At 59.3% G+C, this 18,334-nt stretch carries 18 protein-coding genes; 12 read left to right on the forward strand and 6 right to left on the reverse strand.

Translation table 11 applies throughout. From position 1 onward, the window contains the following. The first annotated feature begins 219 nt into the window (after window positions 1–219). Genes eat through eutC form a run of 3 tightly spaced genes read left to right on the forward strand, consistent with a single transcriptional unit; the run spans window position 220 to window position 3,772 of the window. Complete coding sequence (gene eat, locus ACESQ2_RS01725; protein ID WP_032748166.1) at window positions 220–1,599, forward strand: ethanolamine permease; 1,380 nt, start codon at window positions 220–222, stop codon at window positions 1,597–1,599. 11 nt (window positions 1,600–1,610) lie between these two features. Beyond that, window positions 1,611–2,999 carry an ethanolamine ammonia-lyase subunit EutB gene (locus tag ACESQ2_RS01730; RefSeq protein ID WP_032748165.1) on the forward strand — a complete coding sequence of 463 codons (1,389 nt, stop codon included), beginning with the start codon at window positions 1,611–1,613 and terminating at the stop codon, window positions 2,997–2,999. After that, window positions 2,996–3,772: an ethanolamine ammonia-lyase subunit EutC gene (eutC, locus tag ACESQ2_RS01735; protein WP_373170111.1), complete on the forward strand. Its 777-nt coding sequence runs from the start codon at window positions 2,996–2,998 to the stop codon at window positions 3,770–3,772. The genes ACESQ2_RS01730 and eutC overlap by 4 nt, the downstream gene beginning before the upstream one ends. Window positions 3,773–4,032: 260 nt before the next feature. Here eutC and ACESQ2_RS01740 read toward each other — a convergent pair whose 3' ends face one another. Next, window positions 4,033–4,176: a hypothetical protein gene (locus ACESQ2_RS01740; RefSeq protein ID WP_162557331.1), complete on the reverse strand. Its 144-nt coding sequence runs from the start codon at window positions 4,174–4,176 to the stop codon at window positions 4,033–4,035. On the opposite strand from ACESQ2_RS01740, the gene ACESQ2_RS01745 reads away from it, so the two are divergent. Genes ACESQ2_RS01745 through ACESQ2_RS01765 form a run of 5 tightly spaced genes read left to right on the forward strand, consistent with a single transcriptional unit; the run spans window position 4,169 to window position 8,701 of the window. Next, the gene (locus tag ACESQ2_RS01745) at window positions 4,169–5,275 is read left to right on the forward strand and encodes an ABC transporter substrate-binding protein (RefSeq protein ID WP_024359092.1); all 1,107 of its coding nucleotides are present in this window, start codon (window positions 4,169–4,171) and stop codon (window positions 5,273–5,275) included. The two genes, ACESQ2_RS01740 and ACESQ2_RS01745, sit on opposite strands and share 8 nt — an antisense overlap. Window positions 5,276–5,295: 20 nt before the next feature. Beyond that, window positions 5,296–6,195: a branched-chain amino acid ABC transporter permease gene (locus ACESQ2_RS01750; protein WP_004099333.1), complete on the forward strand. Its 900-nt coding sequence runs from the start codon at window positions 5,296–5,298 to the stop codon at window positions 6,193–6,195. Then, on the forward strand, window positions 6,195–7,244 hold the full coding sequence (locus tag ACESQ2_RS01755; RefSeq protein ID WP_004848115.1) for a branched-chain amino acid ABC transporter permease: 1,050 nt from the start codon (window positions 6,195–6,197) through the stop codon (window positions 7,242–7,244). The genes ACESQ2_RS01750 and ACESQ2_RS01755 overlap by 1 nt, the downstream gene beginning before the upstream one ends. Next, window positions 7,231–8,013, forward strand: a complete 783-nt coding sequence (locus tag ACESQ2_RS01760; RefSeq protein ID WP_014228113.1) for an ABC transporter ATP-binding protein — start codon at window positions 7,231–7,233, stop codon at window positions 8,011–8,013. Before ACESQ2_RS01755 ends, ACESQ2_RS01760 begins: the two co-directional genes overlap by 14 nt. Next, the gene (locus ACESQ2_RS01765) at window positions 8,006–8,701 is read left to right on the forward strand and encodes an ABC transporter ATP-binding protein (RefSeq protein ID WP_004848112.1); all 696 of its coding nucleotides are present in this window, start codon (window positions 8,006–8,008) and stop codon (window positions 8,699–8,701) included. Before ACESQ2_RS01760 ends, ACESQ2_RS01765 begins: the two co-directional genes overlap by 8 nt. A 107-nt stretch (window positions 8,702–8,808) precedes the next feature. Here ACESQ2_RS01765 and ACESQ2_RS01770 read toward each other — a convergent pair whose 3' ends face one another. After that, window positions 8,809–8,991, reverse strand: a complete 183-nt coding sequence (locus ACESQ2_RS01770; RefSeq protein ID WP_222582028.1) for a hypothetical protein — start codon at window positions 8,989–8,991, stop codon at window positions 8,809–8,811. Between the two features lie 722 nt (window positions 8,992–9,713). Here ACESQ2_RS01770 and ACESQ2_RS01775 point away from each other — a divergent pair. From ACESQ2_RS01775 to ACESQ2_RS01790, 4 genes are read left to right on the forward strand one after another with little or no spacing between them, the layout of a single operon-like run. Beyond that, the gene (locus tag ACESQ2_RS01775; protein ID WP_014228110.1) at window positions 9,714–10,523 is read left to right on the forward strand and encodes an ABC transporter substrate-binding protein; all 810 of its coding nucleotides are present in this window, start codon (window positions 9,714–9,716) and stop codon (window positions 10,521–10,523) included. 13 nt (window positions 10,524–10,536) lie between these two features. Next, complete coding sequence (locus tag ACESQ2_RS01780; RefSeq protein WP_373170138.1) at window positions 10,537–11,355, forward strand: amino acid ABC transporter ATP-binding protein; 819 nt, start codon at window positions 10,537–10,539, stop codon at window positions 11,353–11,355. After that, the gene (locus ACESQ2_RS01785; RefSeq protein WP_014228108.1) at window positions 11,352–12,104 is read left to right on the forward strand and encodes an amino acid ABC transporter permease; all 753 of its coding nucleotides are present in this window, start codon (window positions 11,352–11,354) and stop codon (window positions 12,102–12,104) included. The genes ACESQ2_RS01780 and ACESQ2_RS01785 overlap by 4 nt, the downstream gene beginning before the upstream one ends. Beyond that, window positions 12,094–12,777 carry an amino acid ABC transporter permease gene (locus ACESQ2_RS01790; RefSeq protein WP_046877022.1) on the forward strand — a complete coding sequence of 228 codons (684 nt, stop codon included), beginning with the start codon at window positions 12,094–12,096 and terminating at the stop codon, window positions 12,775–12,777. Before ACESQ2_RS01785 ends, ACESQ2_RS01790 begins: the two co-directional genes overlap by 11 nt. Before the next feature lie 27 nt (window positions 12,778–12,804). Here ACESQ2_RS01790 and ACESQ2_RS01795 read toward each other — a convergent pair whose 3' ends face one another. Genes ACESQ2_RS01795 through ACESQ2_RS01810 form a run of 4 tightly spaced genes read right to left on the reverse strand, consistent with a single transcriptional unit; the run spans window position 12,805 to window position 18,330 of the window. Further along, complete coding sequence (locus tag ACESQ2_RS01795) at window positions 12,805–13,509, reverse strand: molecular chaperone (protein ID WP_014837540.1); 705 nt, start codon at window positions 13,507–13,509, stop codon at window positions 12,805–12,807. After that, window positions 13,478–15,091: a hypothetical protein gene (locus ACESQ2_RS01800; RefSeq protein ID WP_223239395.1), complete on the reverse strand. Its 1,614-nt coding sequence runs from the start codon at window positions 15,089–15,091 to the stop codon at window positions 13,478–13,480. The genes ACESQ2_RS01795 and ACESQ2_RS01800 overlap by 32 nt, the downstream gene beginning before the upstream one ends. Before the next feature lie 19 nt (window positions 15,092–15,110). Then, window positions 15,111–17,636 (reverse strand): fimbrial biogenesis outer membrane usher protein, encoded by a 2,526-nt coding sequence (locus ACESQ2_RS01805; RefSeq protein WP_046877023.1) that lies wholly within the window; start codon window positions 17,634–17,636, stop codon window positions 15,111–15,113. A gap of 25 nt (window positions 17,637–17,661) precedes the next feature. After that, window positions 17,662–18,330, reverse strand: coding sequence for a hypothetical protein (locus ACESQ2_RS01810; RefSeq protein WP_004848094.1), 669 nt, complete (start codon window positions 18,328–18,330; stop codon window positions 17,662–17,664). Between the last annotated feature and the right edge of the window lie 4 nt (window positions 18,331–18,334).

The raw sequence follows: 18,334 nt of genomic DNA on the forward strand, positions 1-18,334 counted from the left end.
ACTGCTAAATTGCAAAGCGGCCTGGCGCGATGGCGCAAAAAAGACGCTGGCGCCAGTAACGCCACATTTGCGGGCAGCTGCACCACGGCGACTCTCCCGCCGGGCGCGGTCTGCACCTTTTTTGATCCTCGTTGGCGTAAACCGCCGCGTTTATCGGTGGTATGCCCTGGCATTCTCTTTGCAACCCTCCCGATATCTTTATCTGGCGAGGCAACGAACATGACAGAGCAAACCACAACGCTAAAAAGAACGCTCGGCAGTTTCCGCTTATGGGGGATCGCCGTTGGGCTGGTTATTTCCGGAGAGTATTTTGGCTGGAGCTACGGCTGGTCCCAGGCCGGGACGCTGGGCTTTATGATCGTCGCGCTGGCCATCGCCGCGATGTACTGCGCCTTTATTTTTAGCTTTACCGAGCTGACCACCGCCATTCCGCATGCGGGCGGGCCTTTTGCCTACGCCTACCGCGCCTTTGGCCCGACCGGCGGGTTTATCGCCGGCTTCGCGACCCTGATTGAATTCGTCTTCGCCCCGCCCGCCATCGCCATGGCCATCGGCGCCTATCTTAACGTGCAGTTTCCGGCGCTCGACCCCAAATGGGTGGCCTGCAGCGCTTACATCATCTTTATGACGCTGAATATTCTCGGCGTGGGTATCGCCGCGACCTTTGAGCTGGTGGTGACGTTATTAGCGATTTTCGAACTGCTGGTGTTTATGGGCGTTGTCGCACCGGGCTTCTCCTGGAGCCACTTTACTGCTAACGGCTGGGCGGGCGCGGAGAGCTTCAGCGGCCTGGCGCTGCCGGGGATGTTTGCCGCCATCCCGTTCGCTATCTGGTTCTTTCTGGCGATTGAAGGCGCATCGATGGCCGCCGAAGAGGCGAAGGATCCGCAGCGCACCATTCCCCGGGCGCTGGGCGGCGGCATCCTGACCCTGACCGTGCTGGCGATTGGCGTGATGATTTTTGCCGGCGGCGTGGGCGACTGGCGAACCCTGGCCAATATTAACGACCCGCTGCCGCAGGCGATGAAAATGGTGGTCGGCAACAGCAGCGGCTGGCTGCATATGCTGGTGTGGCTGGGGCTCTTCGGCCTGGTGGCCTCGTTCCACGGAATTATCATGGGCTACTCGCGGCAGATTTACTCGCTGGCGCGCGCGGGCTATCTCCCCGCCAGCCTGGCGACGCTGAACCGCCGCACCCGCACGCCGCATCTGGCGATCCTCGCCGGGGGCGTGGTGGGCATTGCCGCCATTTTCTCCGATTCGCTGATCACCATTAGCGGGATGCCGCTGACCGCCTGTATCGTCACGATGTCGGTATTTGGCGCTATTGTTATGTATATCACCTCGATGGCGGCGCTGTTTAAACTGCGCCGCAGCGAGCCGAAGCTGATTCGACCGTTCCGCGCGCCGCTCTATCCGTGGGCGCCGGCCTTCGCGCTGGCCATGGCGGTACTCTGCCTGGTGGCGATGGTCTGGTACAACACGCTGCTGGCGCTGATTTTCGCCGCCATGATGCTCGGCGGCTACCTGTGGTTTCGCAAGACCGCAGCGGCCCGCCAGCGCGCGGCGGTGGATCCGCAGCTGCGTACGGTCTCCTGAGGAGGCGACACATGTATAAAACTACGCTATCGGGCCAGGTATGGCGCTTTGATAGTCTGAAAACCTTGATGGCGAAGGCCTCTCCTGCGCGTTCCGGCGACGCGCTGGCGGGCGTTATCGCCGGCTCCGCCGAAGAGCGGATGGCGGCAAAAATGGCGCTGGCGGAGGTTCCGCTCACGGAGATTCTCGATAATCCGCTGATTCCCTACGAGCAGGATGAGGTGACCCGGCTGATCCTCGATACCCACGACGCCCGGGGCTTCGCGGCGATTAGCCATCTTACGGTCGGCGATTTTCGCGACTGGCTGCTCGACGACGCCACCGATGAAGCGGCGCTGCGCCAGGTCGCCCGCGCGATAACCCCGGAGATGGCCGCCGCGGTCAGCAAGCTGATGCGCAATCAGGATCTGATCCTCGCCGCCAGCAAATGCCGGGTCGTCACCCGTTTTCGCAATACCATCGGCCTGCCGGGGCGCCTGAGCGTGCGCCTGCAGCCTAATCACCCGACCGATGATATGAAAGGCATCGCCGCCAGCATGCTCGACGGCCTGCTGTACGGCGCCGGGGACGCGGTGATCGGCATCAATCCGGCCAGCGACAGCCTGCCGGTGCTGGCGCAGCTGAACCATATGCTTGACGATATTATTCAGCGCTTCGCCATCCCCACCCAGTCGTGCATTTTGACCCACGTCACCAACACCCTGCAGCTGATTGAGCGCGGCGCGCCGGTGGATCTGGTGTTCCAGTCGGTGGCCGGTACCGAAGCCGCCAACAGCGGTTTCGGCATTAATCTGGCGCTGCTGCAGGAAGCGCGGGAAGCGGCGCTTAGCCTGAACCGCGGCACGCTGGGCAACAACGTGATGTATTTTGAAACCGGCCAGGGCAGCTGTCTTTCCGCCAACGCCCACCACGGCGTTGATCAGCAGACCTGCGAAGCCCGGGCCTATGCCGTCGCCCGCCATTTTGAGCCGCTGCTGGTCAATACGGTGGTGGGCTTTATCGGCCCGGAGTATCTGTACGATGGTAAGCAGATTATCCGCGCCGGGCTGGAAGATCACTTCTGCGGCAAGCTGATGGGGCTGCCCATCGGCTGCGACGTTTGCTACACCAATCACGCCGAAGCGGATCAGGACGATATGGATACCCTGCTGACGCTGCTCTGCGCGGCCGGGCTGACCTTTTTGATCGGCGTTCCGGGGGCTGACGATATTATGCTCAACTACCAAAGCACCTCGTTCCACGATGCCCTTTACGCCCGCCGACTGCTGGGTTTACAGCATGCGCCTGAGTTCGCCGACTGGCTGACGAAGATGCAGATTATTGACCGTCACGGCGCGCTGCGTCTGACCGATGCCCGCCATCCGCTGCTTTCCGTCCTGCCGCAAGGAGAACCGGTATGAATCCTCCCGACGCCTGGAACCCGCTGCGTGAGTTTACCGATGCGCGGATTGCGCTGGGGCGCAGCGGCGCCAGCCTGCCGACCCGCGAAGTGCTGAATTTCGGCCTCGCCCACGCCCGGGCGCGCGATGCCATTCACCAGCCTTTCGCCAGCGACCAGTTAGTCCAGCCGCTGGCGGAGCTGGGGCTGTCGACGCTGACCGTCCGCAGCGCCGCCAGCGATCGCCATGTCTATCTGAATCGCCCGGATCTGGGGCGACAGCTGAACGAAGAGAGCCGCGCCGACCTCGCCGCCAGCGGCGCGCGCCCCGCCGACCTGCTGCTGGTGATTGGCGACGGGCTGTCGTCGTACGCCGTGCAGCGCCAGGCGGTGCCGCTGATTCGCGCCCTGCAGCCCTATCTGAAAACCCTCGGCCTGAGCCTGGCCCCGGTGGTACTGGCGCACCAGTCGCGGGTCGCGCTGGGCGATGATATAGGCGAAACGCTGAAGGCCAGAGCGGTGGCGATATTGATTGGCGAAAGGCCCGGGCTCTCCTCGCCGGATAGCCTCGGGGTGTATTTAACCTGGCAGCCGCATCGTCAGCGGCTGGAGTCGGAGCGCAACTGTATTTCTAATATCCGTCCGGAAGGACTGAGCTTTGATGCCGCCGCATTTAAACTGGCCTGGCTACTGGAGCAGGCCTTTTTGCGGCGGCTTACCGGAGTGCGCCTGAAAGACGAAAGCGATAATCCGGCGCTGCATGGAAAAATAAAACCGTTGAGCCAGTTAAAATAATAAGTCACGCGGGCAGCAGAATAGATTTTTAATATTATCGAGCGCACCTGAATATTATATTCGGGTGCGCTCTAAAATTGCGGGCTTTCCAGGCCGGGTAAGGCGTCAGCCGCCACCTGGCAAAATGCGTTTACCGTACCAATAACAGTATTTTCATCAGCCTTATGCCCTCTCCTGGAGGTAATAAGAATATTGCATGAGTAAAAACGAAACGGACGTTGTAAGGTAAATCCGCATACCAAATATATCTCGTTATCTATTCAACATAACAGCCAATAATTCGCCGGATACGCTGGCGAATTATGTCTCAATGTTATGCAGTCATTGATGGTTAAAGATAAATAATCGACCGACGGTGAGGTAACAATGAACAAGTTTTCCGGGAAAGCGTCTTTAATGGCCACGCTGGTTGCCGCGTGGGTCGGTGCCAGCAGCGCGCAGGCGGCTGAAATTAAAATCGGCGTGGTCTTGCCGCTGAGCGGCGCGCTGAGCGGCTACGGTCAGCCTTCGCAAAAAGGGCTGGATATTATCCAGAGCATTACGCCGACGTTAAAAAACGGCGACACCGTGAAGCTTATCGTGATTGACGATAAGAGCGATAAGGTTGAAGCCGCTAACGCCATGCAGCGCCTGGTTTCCAGCGATAAAGTCGATGCGGTGATCGGCGAAGTCACCTCCTCCAATACCCTGGCGATGACCAAAATCGCCGACGACAGCAAAACGCCGCTGGTCTCCTCAACCGCGACCAACGACCGCGTCACCCGCAACCACCCTTACGTCAGCCGGGTCTGCTTCTCCGACAGCTTCCAGGGCGTGGTCGGCGCTAACCTCGCCTCGCGCGATCTGAAAGCCAAAACCGCCGCCATCGTCTTCGACAGCAGCAACGACTACTCCGTCGGCCTGGCGAAGGCCTTCCGCACGCAGTTCCTGAAAAACGGCGGCACCATTCCTATCGAAGTTCAGGCTCCCGGCGGCAGCAAAGACTTTAAGGCCCAGCTGGCCAGCGTGAAGGCGAAGAACGTCGACATGATCTATATGCCGATCTACTACACCGAAGGGGCGCTGATCGCCGTACAGGCGAAGCAGCTGGGGCTGAGCAAGCCGGTGGTCGGCGGCGACGGGCTGGCGGCGGATCAGGTCTTTTTTGACGTCGGCAAAGACGCGGTCAACGGCTATATGACCACCGACTACTACTCGCCGAACGCCAAAGAGCAAACGCCGGCGGGCGAGGTGTTTATCAAAGCCTGGGAAGCCAAATACCAGCAGCCGACCCACACCTGGGGCGCGATGGCGGCGGACGCCTATAACGTCATTATCAACGCCATGAACCAGTGCAGCGACCCGCACGACCGGGTTTGCGTTAACGAAAAAATTCGCGCCACTAAGGACTTCCAGGGCGTAACCGGCACGCTGACGTTACAAAACGGCGACGCTATCCGCAGCGCGGTCATCAACGAAGTGAAGGATGGCAAGCTGGCGTTTCGTACCGTGGTTAATCCTTAAGGTTTTATAAGGGATATCAGATGGATGGTGCCATTTTTCTCCAGCAAGTGGTCAATGGAATGAGCCTTGGGGGCATGTACGCCCTGATTGCCATCGGTTATACGATGGTTTATGGGGTGCTGCGCCTGATCAACTTCGCCCATGCGGACGTAATGATGGTCGGGGCGTTTACCACCCTGTTTTTGTTTTCTTCCATTGGGCTACCCTTCGGGGTAGCCGTTTTCCTGACCCTCGCGCTGTGCGGCCTGTTCGGTATGCTGATCGACCGGGTGGCCTATCGCCCGCTGCGTCAGGCATCAAAAATCTCCATGCTGATCACCGCCATCGGCGTCAGCTTCTTCCTCGAAAACCTGTTCAACGTGCTGTTTGGCGGCAGCTCGCGCTTCTTTTCCGCACCGGAATTTTTCAACAACACCCGCGCCTTTGGTGACGTGATTATCACCAACGTGGCGTGGATCGTGCCGCTGATCACCGTACTGCTGCTGCTGGCGATCCTCTGGCTGCTGTACCGCACCCGCTACGGGATGGCGATCCGCGCGGTGGCCTTCGACGTTAATACCGTGCGCCTGATGGGCATCGACGCCAACCGCATTATCTCGCTGGTGTTCGCCCTCGGCAGCAGCCTCGCGGCGCTGGGCGGGGTGTTCTACTCCATCAGCTACCCGACCATCGACCCGCTGATGGGCGTGCTGATCGGCCTGAAGGCCTTCGCCGCCGCGGTGCTCGGCGGAATCGGCAGCGTCACCGGCGCGGTGCTCGGCGGCTTTATTCTCGGCTTTACCGAGGTGGTGGCGGTCGCTCTGTTTCCCGAGCTGGGCGGTTACAAAGACGCCTTTGCCTTTATGTTCTTGATTCTGGTCCTCTTGTTCCGCCCGGTTGGCATTATGGGCGATGAACGTCTGGAAAGGAGCCGTTTCTGATGCTCAACGCTACGACTACCGCCGGGGCGCAGCTGCGCAACCTGGTCATTATTGCTCTCTGCGTCGCGCTGCTGGCCGGGATCAACGTCGTCTTCAACGACTACATTATTCGCGTCATCAGCACCATTTTCGTCTTTATGATCCTCGCGGTCAGCTACAACCTGATCAACGGCGTGACCGGCCAGCTGTCGCTGGAGCCCAACGGCTTTGTGGCGGTCGGTGCTTACGTCACCGCTCTGCTAATCCTCCCCAGCGACAGCAAGCTGGATATGTTTGAGATGGCCGCCCCCAGCCCGTGGATCCTCGTGCTGCACGCCGGGTTCCTGCCCGCGCTGCTCATTAGCGGCCTGTGCGCGGCGGCGCTGGCGGTTTGCCTTGCCCTGCCGGTCTTCCGCGTGCGCGGCGACTACCTGGCGATTGTGACCCTCGGCTTCGGCTTTATCATTAAAATCCTCGCTATCAACAATCCGCAGATCACCAACGGCGCGATTGGCCTCAACGATATTCCGCAGCAGCCGCATCTCCTGTTCTGGTGCGGGCTGTTCGCCCTGCTGGCGACCGGGATGATTTTGCAGCTGGTGTGGTCGAAGTACGGGCGAATGATGAAAGCGGTGCGCGACGACGAAGACGCCGCTATCGCCATGGGCGTGAACACGTTTCGCATTAAAACCTGCGCCTTCGCCACCAGCGCCTTCTTCGAAGGGATCGGCGGCGGCCTGCTGGCCTCGCTGCTGACCACCATCTCGCCGGGCCTGTTCGACTTTATGCTCACCTTCCAGCTGCTGATTATTATCGTGCTCGGCGGCCTGGGCAGCACCACCGGCGCGCTGCTCGGCACCGTACTGGTGGTCGGCAGCGGCGAGTGGCTGCGCTTTCTCGACCAGCCGCTCCAGTTCTTCGGTCACGATCTCGGCGCGTATCCGGGCCTGCGGATGGTGGTGTTCTCGCTGCTGCTGCTGATCATCATGCTGTTCGCCCGCGAAGGTCTGCTGGGCAAAAAAGAGATTTGGCAAGTGGGCAAAAGGGGCCGCGGCTATGGCGCAAAATAAGGTCATTTTACAGGTGCAGGACGTGACCATGCAGTTCGGCGGCCTGCGGGCCATCGACAGCGTCAGTTTCCACGTCGACGAAGCGGAAATTTTTGGCCTGATTGGCCCCAATGGCGCGGGCAAAACCACGATGTTCAACGTCATCACCGCCAACTATAAGCCGACCAGCGGCAGCGTGACCCTGGCGGGAAAGTCGCTGAAGGGGCTGAAGCCGAACCGGGTGGTCAACGCCGGGATCGCCCGCACCTTTCAGAATATCCGCCTGTTCAACTCGATGACGGTATTAGAAAACGTGATGGTCGGCCTCGACAGCGCCAGCCGCTATTCGCTGCTGGAAGCGGCGCTGCATATTGGCCGCTACTTCCCCGCCGAGCGGGCGGCAAAGGCCAAAGCGATGGCGATTCTGGACGATATCGGTATCGCCCATTTCGCCGACGTGCAGGCCACCAACCTCAGCTACGGCAACCAGCGCAAGGTGGAGATCGCCCGCGCGCTGGCGACGTCGCCAAAATTGCTGCTGCTCGACGAGCCCGCCGCCGGGATGAACCCGAAAGAGACGGAGGATCTGGCGGATCTGATCTTCCGCATGCGTAACGACTATCAGCTCAGCGTACTGCTGATCGAGCACGATATGCCGTTCGTCAACAAGCTGTGCGAGCGGGTGATGGTGCTGGAGTACGGCAAACCGCTGTTTAGCGGCCTGATGTCCGAAGCCATTCAGGATCCGGACGTGATTTCCGCCTACCTGGGGGACGTTCGTTATGCTTAGCGCGCGCGAGTTAAAAGTGTTTTACGGCGTGATTCAGGGGCTGAAAGGGGTGGACATTGATATTCACGACCGGGAGATTGTGACCCTTATCGGCAGCAACGGTGCCGGGAAAACCTCCACCCTCAACGGGATCGTCAACCTGGTGCGTTCCACGGGGCGGGTCAATTTTCTCAACGAGGATATTTCCCGCAGCCAGACGCATCAGATTGTGCGTAAGGGGCTGGCGCTGGTGCCTGAAGGACGGCGCATCTTTACCAACCTGACCATCGAAGAGAATCTGCGCATGGGGGCCTACAACAATCTCGCCGGCTTTACCCGCCTGCGCGATCGCATGTACAGCCTGTTTCCCCGGCTGAAAGAGCGGCGCAGCCAGATGGCGGGAACCATGAGCGGCGGCGAGCAGCAGATGCTGGCGATCGCCAGAGCGTTAATGAGCGAGCCGGTACTGCTGATGCTCGATGAGCCAAGCCTCGGCCTGGCGCCGAAAATTGTCGGGGAGCTGTTTGCGACGATTAAGCAGCTGCGGGAAGAGAATATTACCGTGCTGCTGGTAGAGCAGAACGCCACGGCGGCGTTGACCATCGCCGATCGCGCCTATGTGCTGGAGAATGGGAAGATTATGCTCTCTGGTCCGGCGCCGGAGGTGCTGGCGAATCCGGAAATCAAACGGATGTATCTGGGGGGATAAAGCTGTTCAGGGCTGCGGCTTCGCTTCCTGCGTCGCCGCAACCGCAAACAGCCTCGCGCTACACAAAGCACACCTCGTTCCAGTAGGCTTCACGCGTCCTGCGCCGCTCAGTATGTTTTATCATGGCGAAACCACCTTGTTTCAACGTTGCCGAGCTCAATTCCGTAGAGACTGGCGACCGGTAATATTGCCTCCATGATGCGTTGGGTATCCTGCTGACCGGCTTCACCGCCGGATCCTGATAAAGAAGCCAGCCAGCTCGTTATGCGTTGCCACAGCGCCACTTTCATTTTTCTCCTCCGTCGGGAAGCATTTTTGCCTGTGTCTATTTCAACCACAGTTGACGGCGGGCGGGAAATATCAATTCCGGATTTGTAATTCTGTCGGGCGCATATTAGGGGCCTTTCCCGGATTGCGACGCAAACGTCTTATCCGGGCTACACGACCCCAGACAACTGAGGCCCCGTAGCCCAGCCAAGCGCAGCGCAGGCTGGGAAGGACCCGCAGCGTTTGCCGAAGCCTGATTTGTAATTCTATGCGTAAGGGTTCCGTTCACTCGCAATCTGCAGAAAATGCCTCACCGCTACCCGTGAACGGGTAAAGGGGGAGAAAACCGTCTCCCCCTTTACAATCCCCGCGGTCCCGCAAAGAAATCGGTGCTGCGCACTGCGCTCACCTCCCGGTCCTCAGCCTGCGGTCGGCTCAACTCGACATCGCTGTCTCGATTCGCCTCTGGCCGCCATCCCTGGCGGCCAGCCCTTGTCTTCCGACCTCCGGTTCGCCGATTTCAGCGGGCACCAGGGCATCGCTGCGAGTCTTGTGATTTCAGAAAGATACCAATAGCTGACGGAATGTCTCCCCAGTTTGGTAGCACAGAGCCGGGTAAACAATATCCACAACTTTGTTAAGTTCTTTTTCGTTATAGATAAGAACTTTTTCTTCTTTGCCGCCGACGGGCGATTTGTGGGAGCGTGATAAACACAAAACAAAACAGGGATTCAGGGGAATAACAATGCGCATTGCAAAAACAAAAATCGCGCTGGCGCTGGGCATGCTGGTGCTCGCCGCGCAGGCTCAGGCCGATCAACTAGCCGATATCAAAGCCGCCGGCGTGGTCAAAGTCGCCACCTTCGACGCCAACCCGCCGTTCGGCTCGGTAGACCCGAAAACGCATAAAATCGTCGGCTACGACGTGGACTTCGCCGAAGCGCTGGCAAAATCGCTCGGCGTCAAGCTGGAGCTGGTCGCCACCAACCCGGCCAACCGCATTCCGCTGCTGCAATCCGGTAAGGCCGACCTGATCGTCGCCGATATCACCATCACCCCGGAACGCGCCCAGGTAATTGATTTCTCAACGCCTTACTTCGTGACCGGCCAGCAGTTCCTCGTTCCGGCAAAATCACCGGATAAGCTCGATGATTACAGCAAAGCGCGCATCGGCGCGGTAAAAGGCACCACCGGGGAGCAGGCGCTGCATCAGCGTTTCCCGCAATCGCGCGTGCTCTCTTATGACGATATTCCGCTGGCGCTGACCGCCCTACGCAACGGCAACGTGCAGGCCATCACTCAGGACAGCACCATCCTCGCCGGACTGCTGGCGGAAGCGCCGGACAAGGCAAACTTCAAAATCATCCCCGACCTGCTGAGCAAAGAAGAGATTGGCGTCGGCGTGAAGAAAGGCGAACCGGCCCTGCTGAAAGCGGTCAATGACGAGCTGGTCAAGCTGGAAAAAACCGGTGAAGCGGCCAAAATTTACGACGTCTGGTTTGGCCCGAGCACCAAAACCCCGCAGCCGCGCGCCTTTACTATCGAAGCGAAATAAGCAGAGAAAGATGATGTTATCGGCTCTATTTTCACGCTCCGCGGCATCGTCCGCGGATTTTTCGCATCTGCAGAGCGCCAGCATTGAGTTTCGCGATGTCGCCAAAAGCTACGGCGACCATCGGGTGCTGAACGGCGTAAATTTACAGGTTGAACCCGGCGAAGTGGTGGCGATCCTCGGCCCTTCGGGATCCGGCAAATCAACCCTGATCCGCCTGATCAATCAGCTGGAATCCCTTAGCGGCGGCGAGATTCTGATCGACGGCAAACCGACGCGCCAGCTTACCGGCAGCGCCCTGCGCCAGCTGCGCAGCCGGGTCGGCTTCGTTTTTCAGCAGTTTAATCTCTACGCCCACCTGACGGCGCAGGAGAATATTACCCTCGCGCTGGAACGCGTTCACGGCTGGAGCAAAAGCGCCGCCCGCGAGCGCTCGCTGGCGCTGCTCAGCCAGGTTGGCCTGGCGGATAAAGCCCGGCAGATGCCTGCCCAGCTCTCGGGCGGTCAGCAGCAGCGGGTGGCGATCGCCCGCGCCCTCGCCTCCTCGCCGCAGATCATTCTGTTCGATGAACCCACGTCGGCGCTGGACCCGGAGATGATCGGCGAAGTGCTGCAGGTCATGAAAACCCTCGCCCACAGCGGGATCACCATGGTGGTGGTGACCCACGAGATGCAGTTCGCCCGCGAGATTGCCGATCGGGTGGTGTTTATCGACGGCGGCGATATTCTCGAAGTCGCGCCGCCGGCCGAGTTTTTCGCCCGGCCGCAGCACGCCCGCACCCGCCGTTTCCTGCAGAAGGTGCTCGATCCGCTGCACCAGGAGGGTGAGGCGTGATCCCACATCTCGACTGGCATGGCGTGCTGAGCGGGCAGCCGCTGCAGTGGATCATCTCCGGTTTTCTCACCACCGTCTGGGTCAGCGTCGCGGGGATGATTCTGGCGACCGTGCTGGCCGTCCTGCTGCTGGCGCTGCGTCTCGGGGGCGGCAGGCCCGGCCGCTGGCTGGTGGCGGCCTGGGTTTCACTGTTCCGCAATACGCCGCTGCTGGTCCAGCTGCTGTTCTGGTATTTTGCCGCCTGGAATCTGCTGCCGCTGGGGGCGCGAGATTTTATCAACGACGACCACAGCTGGTCGATTCTGCCGGGCAACGTCTGGTGGCTGACGCCGGAATTTCTCTGCTCAATGTGGGGACTCGGGGTCTTTACTTCGGCGTTTCTGATCGAAGAGATCGCCTCCGGGCTGCGCGCCGTTAGCCACGGCCAGCGGGAAGCGGCGCTGTCGCAGGGGTTTACACCGTGGCAGGAGCTGCGCCACATTCTGCTGCCGCAGGGGCTGGCTAACGCCTGGCAGCCGATTATCGGCCAGTATCTGAACCTGATGAAGCTCTCCTCGCTGGCGAGCGGTATCGGCTTCGCCGAACTGACCTATCAGGTGCGGCAAATCGAGAGCTACAACGCGCATGCGCTGGAGGCGTTTGCCGTCGGCACCGCGCTGTATCTGGCGCTTGGGGTGCTCATGGGCGTGGCGCTGACGCGTCTCGGTCCGGGAAGGGATCAGCAAAGGAGAGCCGGCTATGAACGCTAACCTGGCGGTTATCGTTGATAACCTCGATTATCTGCTGTGGGGACGGCTGGCGGACGGTATTCCCGGCGGCGTGGTGCTGACGCTGCTGATGGCTATCGGCGCCGCCGCGCTGGCGCTGCCGGGGGGCGTGCTGCTGGCGGCCATCGCCTGGCGCTACGACGGGATCGTGCGGCGGCTGCTATTCCTGTGGGCGGAGATTATTCGCGGCATCCCGCTGATCTTCGTCATTTTCTGGCTGTGGTATCTGCTCCCCATGCTCACCGGCAGCGACCTGCCGGGCGCGGTCACCGTCACGGTGGCGCTGGCGTGGTTTACCGCCGCGTCGGTGATGCACTCGGTGCTGGCGGGCCTGCAATCGCTACCCCGCGGGCAGTACGAAGCGGCGCTGACTCAGGGTTTTGCCCCCGGACAGACGCTGCGCCTTATTCTGCTGCCGCAGGCTCTGCGCAACGTTCAGCCCTCGCTGGTAGGGATATTTATCGGGCTGCTCAAAGACACGTCGCTGGCGTTTATCGTCAACGTGCCGGAACTGACCACCGTCGCCGGGCAGGTCAATAACCGAGTGCAGATTTACCCGCTGGCGATATTTGTCTTTACCGGCGCGGTTTATTATCTGCTGTGCTGCGGCCTGAGCCTGCTGGCGAACCGCCGCTATGCCGGGCGTAAGGTTTAGCGACGAAGCGCGAAAAAAGCTGCCCGGTTAGTTCACCGGGCAGTCTTTGGTCATTTTTATAAATTTATCGTTATAGATGATGTAGTGGTTCCCCGGTTGGCGCAGCGAGGCCTGGCGAACAACGTCCCCGGGCCGTAAATACCATGCATCCCCTTCCTCTTCCGTCGTATCGCACCCGGGCTTGATCAGCAGCTTAAACCAGGTATTCCCGGTATTGCTGACGGTGCCCGCCGCCCGATCGTAGGCCCACTTGAACCGTACCTCGCGCGGGCGCACAACCAGAATCGTGTCCATCACCACCACAGGATCCATACTCACCTCGGTACCGCTTTTATTGCGCATCACGTAATTGCGGGTGGGTATTTCACGAAAGGAGACCCGGTAATAGCGCTCACGGTCATCTTTCGGGCCGTGGTAGTAAAACTTAAAATACTCGCTCTCCCCCGCCTGCAGGGTAAGCTGACGCGGGGCAAACAGCAGCTCGCCGTCCGCCGGGCGAGAACGCACCTCTTTGCCGCCGGGGCGGTCGATAGCGACAATAGAAACCCGATACAACCGGGCGCTTTTATTGTTATTAATCACCCGTTTAGACGCGAAGTTATCTTCCGCCGCCAGCGAGAAGGTTAAATTACCCACCGAGATGGCCTGCGCCGCGGTCGCGAAGCCGAGCGACAGCAGGCAGATAAGCATCCGCAGCAAATTAGTTAATGTTACGCCACGTCGCCTGAACATGAATTTCTCCTGAAGCACTCACTTCACCAAACCAGCCGTTATCTTCCACCGTGCGCAGCGATATCGGGTTATCCATCGGAATGGAAAACGTCACCGTCGTTTTGTCCATCTGCCCGACGTCGCCGGAAATATCCGTCCACGGCGTGGTTAACCACAGGGCGTCGGTCATATCGCGCCAGGTATCATCGCATCCGGCATCGTAGGTTTTGATGGTCCCGGTCTGGGTGGTAAACGCCAGCGTCGCCGGGAACGGTACTCTCGACGTGCCGTCGGGTGAACTAAAAATACAGTATGAACGTCCGCCGATCGCCTGCGTTGGCCCGGTCACTTTAATGAGCACTTCATCGGCGGCGGTTTTGCCGCTGGTGGTGACAATATAGCCAAAGTCCAGCGACGGCTCGCCGCTGCCCACGTAGCCTTCGCGCGTCGGCGCCGAAATGTACTCATCGGAAATAATGCTGATGCTGAAGTCGCGCGGTTTAATAATCAGGGTGTTGGAGGTCGAAAACTCGTACCAGCCTGACTCCGGCGAGGTGGTGTTATAGAAACGGAAATTAAACAGGTCTTTGGTGTTCACGTCGCTGATGCCCAGCGTGACCATCTGCTTAAAAAAGTTGCTCGAGAAAAATACGTAAACCGAGTCAGATGATTTCATCTCATTAAACGTATAGTACTGGGAGATGCCGCTCACCGGCTTCCATGAATTCCCATCCAGGCTGAACTGCATATCATAACTTCCGACCGCGGAAGCCAGCGCCGAGTTGCTGATTGCCGGAAAAATATGAATTGAGGTATTACTCAGGCCATTGTGCTGCAAATTATAGTTCACCATTTTGCAGCTCAGACCGGAACGGGAGCCGATAGTCTGGGTGCGGCAGTCGGCGTTCCCCTCGCCCAGCGTCGGGACCCCGTCGCTGTTGATAAAGACTTCCGCCAGCGCATGGGTGTTAATCAGCTTCAGGTTTGCCGCTTTAGTATGGGTGACTTTACGCACGTACCAGCTTCCTGAAGCCTGATCTTTACAGCGCGCGCCGCTGGTTGCGTCATAGTTCACCGAAGTCTGACAGGAGTTGATGGTCATCGAGAAACTGCTGCCCACCGACATCTGCTGCAGATACTGGTAGAAAGCGTCGGACATCATGCCGTGCATCCACTTTTGTCCGCCGGAGGTCACCGTCGCGCCGTAGAAGCCGCTGGCATCGCTGGTTTGCGGCAGAATCAGGCTGGTGGCCATGTCGCAACCCGCATACCAGTTGATACAGCGCAGCCCCTGTAACGGATGAGATGTGGGGGAGTTATCCAGCCACATATCAAACTTCCAGTTGGCAATCAGGCCGGTGTTATAGCCATTGTCGATATAGCCCAGGCTCTGCTGATAAATGGTGCCCGAGCCGTTATATTTCAGCCCGGTCCAGCGGTTAGCCCCGGTCATTCGCGGGTCCAGCGCGCCGCCCGGGGTGACAAAGAAGTTATCGTCCGAGTTGTTTTCCACGAAAACAAACTGCATGGCCGCCGCATCCGGCCAGGTGGTTTTGGTGACCGCGGCGTTGACCCGCGTCACGCACAGCGCCGCCGTGAACATCACTAAACATGCCAGCCATTTAGCTTTCATTACCTTCTCCTGTCTGCTGCGTGCGGGCATAGGTGGAGAGGCCGCTACAGACCACATCGCCCACCCACACCGCGCCGCGCGCCTGGCTCAGCTCCAGCGCCACTTCGCAGCTCTGGTTTTTACCGTAACTGAAATCGATGGTGGGATATTTTTTATCCACGTCCATCACAAACTCACCGTTCTCATCGGTGCGGGTACGACCGATATGGTTATTAATCCGCGCGTTAGCCAGCAGAGTGCCGTCTTCCGCGCGGATACGCCCGGAGACCGTCACCATCTGCTTCACTTCCGGCTCAATCACCGCCACGTTGCCCGGATAAAGGGTCAACTGGCTCTTACGCCCGGTCACGATATCGTAGCTATCGAGCGAGTTTTTACTGTTCTGCAGCTCCACTTCATAACGGCTGTACGGCGACAGCGGCAGGTAATTACGGTTGCCGGAGAGCTGCACAATACGGCCGTTAACCTTGGCGCTGAGCTTGCCGTCATCCTCAAGGCCGGTTTTGAAAATCACCCCGGCGTTGCCGTCGGTGCGGCCGCTGGCGGCGATATTTTTCCCCTGCCAGCCCACGCTGCCGTTGGCGGTCAGGTTGGTGTTCACATAGCCATCCACGCCGCTGTTCACATTCAGCGTGCCGGTGGAGTAGCGGGTATCAAACTGAGCATACGCGCCGCCGCTGAGGGTTTTGTCATCGCCGGTATCGCCGGAAATGGCGCGCGAAACGTTCGCGCCGATGGTGCGAATACTGCCTTCATCAAACTGTTTACGCGCCGACAGGTTGGCCATGGTGTAACCGTTCTGGTGCGTCATCCCGGCGCTGAACCAGTTGCCGAGCGGCAGCGAGAAATCGAGCGCAATATATTTCCCGGTGCTGGCGCTGCTGTCGCCGTTATTAAAGCGCTGTACACCCGCGCGCAGGCCCAGCGATCCCCATGAGCCGGTGTAAAGCGTCTGGTAGTAATCCGCCGTGTAGTAATGGCTGTTATAGCGGCGGTCGTCGTTATAGCTGATGCTGAAGGTACCCAGCTTTGACCAGAGTGAATTGAGGTTCAGCGTGCCGCCGATGGCCCGGTTGTCGGCATTACTGCGCCGTATCCGGTCGCCAATCTGCGTTTTTTCCTGGTTGACCCACACCGAACTAAAGCCGCCGGGCAGCGTGGCGCTGATGCTGCCGATGCTGCTCCAGGAGCTGTCGCTGGCCAGCATATTCTGCAGGTTCACGTTAATGGACTCGGCGATCGGCAGGGTCAGGCGCGTCTCGGCGACGGCGTTGTTATCATAGCCGTAGCCGGTGGCCGCCCAGCTTAAGGTACTGAACGACCCGGAGGCCGAGGCCCCCGCCAGCCAGCTATCTTTTGCCGGAAGCGTTTTTTTACCGCTTTCGGACCAGCGATCCATATGGAAGCTGCCGCCCCAGAATTGCCAGGCCAGCGGCGCGCCAGCGCCGCGTCCGCGGCTGAACAATTTATTGACCCGCTGGGTGCGTTTGCTGACCACCCGGCCGTTCACAATCACTTCAACATCGACATCATAAATCCCGTACGGCAGGCCGCGGGTGTCGACCTCATGGTTACCCATGGCAAAGTTCTGCACGCTCATCAGGCGTCCGTCGCGGGTCAGATGGACTTCCCCAGCGGCGGGTAAAAAGGCGACCACCGGGGTGGCCGACTGGGTGTTATCGAACACCGTCGAACTGGCCTGGTTGCCCCAGGAAGCGCCGTAGATCTTCCCTGCCGAAACGGCGGTCATCGGGCCAAGGGACTGTAAATTCCAGGTATCCAGCATCCCGCCCGCAAAGCGGTGACCGGCAAAGTCGCGTTCATACATCGCTTTATAGACGTCGCTGTCCTGATTGCCGGAGCCAATACCGTAAAGCGAGCCGTCCAGCACCACGTGGTGCTCGCGCAGCGCGGTAACGTTGTTCAGCGACAGATAGCTGGAGGTATTATTGCCGCCGTTGCGCATCTGGTTGTTATAGACCCCGAGGTTATAGTTCAGGGTGCTGCTAAGGGTGTTGACGCTGGACTGACCGATATCTTCGCTGCGCGAGCGCAGCACCGTACCCAGCGCCTCTTTTTTTACCACCAGCTGCAGAAGCAGCTGGCGCAGGCTGAGCTGTAGCCGGGCGTCATCCGTCAGGCTAATGTTAAGATCTTTGCTGAAAGCTTCATTGGCCAGCGCGGTCAGCTGTTTGCGGGTCTGCTCGCTGACGGTGGCGTTATTATCGTTTTCTTCCAGCTGAATCTGCCGAACGCGCAGAACGCCATTATCCAGCCAGATAAAGGCATTGCCGATCCGCTGATCGTCCTGGGTACCGGTGCTGCCTTCAAGATGAATAAACAGTGGGATGCTCATTCCGTCCTGCAGCGCCTGGCTGAAGGCCTGAGGGATAATCACGCCGCCGATTTGCTGTACTTTGTCGGTGGCGGCAGTGACGCTAAACGGAACCAGCAAAATGACCATGCCGGAGGCAAGGAGTGTTTTTAATCCTGGAGCGTTCCCTGGTAGAGCCATAATGTTGATCCGTCAGAAGAAATGTCTATTTCACGGGAACAAACTGCTCGCCCTGCCAGAGCGCGACCCGTCCTTTTTTATCCGCCACATTCACGCGCGTGAAGCGCCGTTCTTTTCCCGGCATCAGGAAATAATTTTCCTTGCACTCTTTACCGTCAGCCGGCTTCAGACACGGGCCGTAGGCAAGAATGCGCAACGTCGCGTTACCGGTATTGACCAGCGTGCCGTTGGCGTACTGATAGCGGAAGTTGGCTTTTCTTGGCGCGACCACCAGGATGGTGCCGATACGCGCCGAGGCCGTCGCTACCGCGCTGCGGGTCGAGCCATTGCGCTGAGCATCGCTGAGCGCCTGATCGAACCAGACAATGCGGTAATAGCGTTCTTTATCGTCCGCCGGGCCTTTGTAGAAAAAGCGGATCACGTCGCTGGCCTTCGCGGGCAGCAGCAGACTGGCGGGGGTCAGTAAAATCTCGTCCTGCTTATCCATCGGGATCACCTTGCCACCGTCCAGCGGCGAAGAGAGGCGTTCCATATGGATGTTAATTAAGCGACCGCTGTCGGTCGTGTTCTTGATCTCTTTGCTCAGCGTGCTGCTGCCGCTGTTCATAAATGAAGAGATATCGCCCACATCCAGCGCCAGGGCTGGCGTCATTGTGCTGAGCAACAGGCTGATGGCCAGAATGTGTTTTTTCATATGA

It is taken from the genome of Klebsiella sp. Q11 (assembly GCF_964241505.1).
Classification (GTDB): domain Bacteria; phylum Pseudomonadota; class Gammaproteobacteria; order Enterobacterales; family Enterobacteriaceae; genus Klebsiella; species Klebsiella michiganensis.